Annotated in this window: 3 protein-coding genes; 1 reads left to right on the top strand and 2 read right to left on the bottom strand. The window is 33.7% G+C overall.

What is annotated here, in order from left to right; translation table 11 throughout:
• Positions 1-154: 154 nt before the first annotated feature.
• On the bottom strand, positions 155-1363 hold the full coding sequence (locus tag FYJ55_RS10290; protein ID WP_154556747.1) for an L-serine ammonia-lyase, iron-sulfur-dependent, subunit alpha: 1209 nt from the start codon (positions 1361-1363) through the stop codon (positions 155-157).
• Positions 1364-1511: 148 nt separating this feature from the next.
• Here FYJ55_RS10290 and FYJ55_RS10285 point away from each other — a divergent pair, with 148 nt between their 5' ends.
• Positions 1512-3305, top strand: coding sequence for an acyltransferase family protein (locus FYJ55_RS10285; protein WP_154556746.1), 1794 nt, complete (start codon positions 1512-1514; stop codon positions 3303-3305).
• On the opposite strand, the gene FYJ55_RS10280 is transcribed toward FYJ55_RS10285, so the two are convergent.
• Positions 3302-3703, bottom strand: a complete 402-nt coding sequence (locus FYJ55_RS10280; RefSeq protein ID WP_154556745.1) for a hypothetical protein — start codon at positions 3701-3703, stop codon at positions 3302-3304. The genes FYJ55_RS10285 and FYJ55_RS10280 overlap by 4 nt on opposite strands.
• Between the last annotated feature and the right edge of the window lie 141 nt (positions 3704-3844).

The raw sequence follows: 3844 nt of genomic DNA, 5'->3' as shown, positions 1-3844 counted from the left end.
ATATCATTTTTGGCATAATAAATGGCAGAAACGTCGACTATTTTTGGGTTTATGAAGTACGTTTCTGCCACAGATATTTTATCAGATTTTAAAAAGACTGTCGACAGTCACTTTGTCAACAGTCTGAAAGGTCTAATTCACATGAATTAGGCCTTTAAGCTTTTTCTGGCACAACTACGGCTAATCCGCCAAGTGCACTTTCTTTTAGTTCAATTGGAAGTTTCTTTCCTGTTAGATTCATGGTTTGGACAACCATATCAAAACTAACACGATTCTTTTTTACGTTACGTAAATATTTGGCAAGTCTTGCGGCATCTACACTTCTTTGGGCAGCTACTGCATTTCTTTCAATACAAGGAATCATTACGTATCCGCCAACTGGATCGCATGTAAGTCCTAGATGGTGTTCTAATCCAATTTCAGCAGCACATTCGATTTGTTCGTTATTTTGAAGTTGACAATAAGCGACAAAAGCAGCGCCCATAGAGCAGGCAGCACCAACTTCTGCTTGGCATCCAGCTTTGGCACCTGAGATGGTTGCGTTTGTCTGAATTAGATTTCCAATCAATCCAGCGACTTTAAGTCCTTGGATAATTGTCTTTTTAGGATAATTTTGATCGTAATAGAAATGATATACAAGACTGGGTAGAACGCCACAGCTACCCATGGTTGGAGCTGTTACGACAATGCCTCCGCTTGCGTTTTGTTCATTGGCTGCATAGGCATAACTACTTAATAATAAACTGTTTTTGTCTTGGATATCATTACAGCTTTGTGCCGACTGATGTAAGGCATGCGCTACACGGTCAATTTTCAAGCTTCCAGGTAAAACACCAGTCTTCTTTAATCCGGTATTTACTGTTTTCAACATTTGTTTAAAGATTTGATTCATGTAAGAGTCAAAATCAGAATCTTCCACTTCATCGATATATTGGTCTAAACGTAAATGACGTTCATTACAATAAACTTGAATATCATCCATTTTTGTGTGTGGATAAATCTCTGGGTCTACATTTCCTTTTTTTCCATCGATTTCGATTTTTCCACCACCAATAGATACGAATGTATGTTCTGCAATTTTTGTATCCTTGTCAAAAACTTCAATGATCATTGTGTTTGGATGTTCAACAGGGGTTTTCATATCAAAAATGATCTCGCATTTACTAGCACCCAATGTTTTTAAAATAATTTTATCTGTAAGGTGTCCTTTTCCTGTAAGTGCTAAAGAACCAAATAATGTGATTTTGAAGCTTGTAGCTTCTGGATACTGTTCATTGATATATTTAGAAGCCATCATTGGACCAAATGTGTGTGAACTGCTTGGACCTGGTCCGATTTTATAAATTGTCTTAATACTTTGCATATTATTTTCCTTTCAGAATCTTAATATATTATATTGTATTTTTTGAAAAAGGGATATTAAAAAATTATATATTTATTAATAATTATTAAGATTTGATTGTGCTAAAATAGATGGTGCTTAAAGTAAGCATCTAAGGGGATATGTAGATATGAAAAAAGAAGACGGACGTTTAAGGGGAATGGACGGATTGCGTGGGGTTGCGATTATTGCGATTACACTATTCCATATGTTTCCAAGTGTTTTTAGAGGTGGATACTTAGGAGTTGTGTTATTCTTTGTATTAACTGGATTCTTGTTGGTGGTATCAGCAAAGAAGAAGATGGATCAAAAAGAGTTTTCGTTGCGTGATTACTATCTTGCCAGAATCAAAAGAATATACCCACCATTACTTGTGATGGTATTTACTACATTGGGAATCTATTTTATTTTGGCTAAGGATGCATTGTATAACATGAAAATGCAGGTGTTTAGTATTTTGGCTGGTTTCAATAACTGGTGGCAAATTTCGCAAAGTATTGATTATTTTACGCGTATTGCGAATACTTCGCCATTCTCGCATTTATGGTTTTTATCTATAGAGATGCAGTTCTATGTGATTTTTCCATTATTATTGTTTGGAATGTATAAATTGAAAGATAAAAAAGGAGAATCATTCACAATTAAAACTATGCTTGGTGTAACAGCTGGCTTTGCGCTTGTGATGCCAATTCTATATTTATGTAGAGTGAATGTCACAAGATTGTATTATGGAACAGATACGCGAATTTATTCATTGTTTGCGGGCATGCTTCTAGGCTGGATCTATACAAAAGGGGAAGCAACTAAAAAGAATTTTTATACCTCAATTGGGTTGCTTGGAGTGTTTGTGATTTCATGCTTTATTTTTGATGGACGAATGCCAGTTGTTTATTTGTTTGTACTCGCATTAATGACGGTTATATCTTTGTATATTGTCGAAAGAACGGCAGATAGTTCAATCTCATTGGATGTTCCAGTGTTAAAGTGGATTGGTCAACATAGTTATGAAATTTATTTATGGCAATATCCAGTTATTTATTTATTTCAATATAAAGATTGGAATACAAATTTTGTGATCTATTTGTTTGAGTTTGTGATATTGATTTTGTTGGTTGTGTGGTCAAACTATTTCTTGAAGGTATTTAAATATAAACAAATTAAACCTAAATTTCAAAAAGCCGTGTTGGCTTGTGGAATCGTGGGGTTTGTATTTCAGGCCACAGGTGTTATTGCTTTAGCAACTTCAAAAAAAATAGATTCAGCAGAATTGCACAAGCGGATTGCAGAAAATGAAAAAGCAATAGAGGCAAATAAGAGAAACGCAAAATCGGATGGTAGTGTTGAAAAAGGTAAAGTGGATGACTATGCTTCGAGTGGAAACTCACAGAAAGTATCGGACAAAGGATTGTTTTGTTTAGGGGATTCTGTCATGTTGTCGGCATATACAAATATTCAAGATATTTATCCGGATGCAACAATAGATGCAGCTGTTTCAAGACAAATATATCATGCTCTAGACATTTTAAGTTGGTATCAGTCTCAAGGAAATATTCATAATACAGTTGTGATTTCGCTTGGAACAAATGGTGTTTTGGATGAGAATACAGTTGAACAACTGTTAGAAATAATTGGTAAAGATAAGTCTATATTCTGGGTCAATGTGTATGCGCCTGGAGTTGAATGGGAAGCTAGCAACAATAAATATCTGAATGAATTGGCTAAAAAACATTCAAATGTCACAATTATAGATTGGAACTCTTATATTTCTAAGCATACAGATTTATTAGAAGCAGATGGAATTCATCCGATTGAAGAGGGCGCTGATGCATATGCTCATTTAATTCAAGAAAAAATTAATGAGGTTATGCAAAAACAAAAAGAGATTGAAAAAAAGCGAATAAATAAAAGACTGCAGAGGAATTAATCTTCTGCAGTTTCTTTTATATACGAATCTAAATCATTTGGAAAATTGATTTTATTTAATTTTTTGATGCTAAGTTCGATTGAAATATCAATATCTGCACTTGCTTTATTTACGGTTTGTTTACCTGTAAAGCTTAAAATCATGTGTGAGATTTTTTTGTTTTTGATAGTTGCTTCAAGCGTTGCATCATCTAGTTTTATAGATCCCATATTATCTAGAAGGGTGGCTAATTTAGATGTGTTGATTTTAAATGTATATGTATCATTTTCTTTTTTAGAGGAATCAAATAATTCGCATAATTGATCGTTAGTTAAATCTAGAAATGGGTTGTATGTATTTAATTTTGAATTTTTTTTAAGTCCGATCTTATCGACTGTACTTTGGGTTTTTGTGCCCATAGAATTTAAATATGTTTTGGCTTAACTAGCAATTTGGTGACTTTGCTATAATTCTTCTTTTTATCACTTACACGAATAACCACTCGTTTTTCAAATCCTTTAAGCGAGTGATTTTATAGATGTTTTTCAATCTAAGTAGTA

It is taken from the genome of Holdemanella porci, from assembly GCF_009696075.1.
Classification (GTDB): Bacteria; Bacillota_I; Bacilli_A; order Erysipelotrichales; family Erysipelotrichaceae; genus Holdemanella; species Holdemanella porci.
This window is presented reverse-complemented; position numbering and strand designations above follow the sequence as displayed.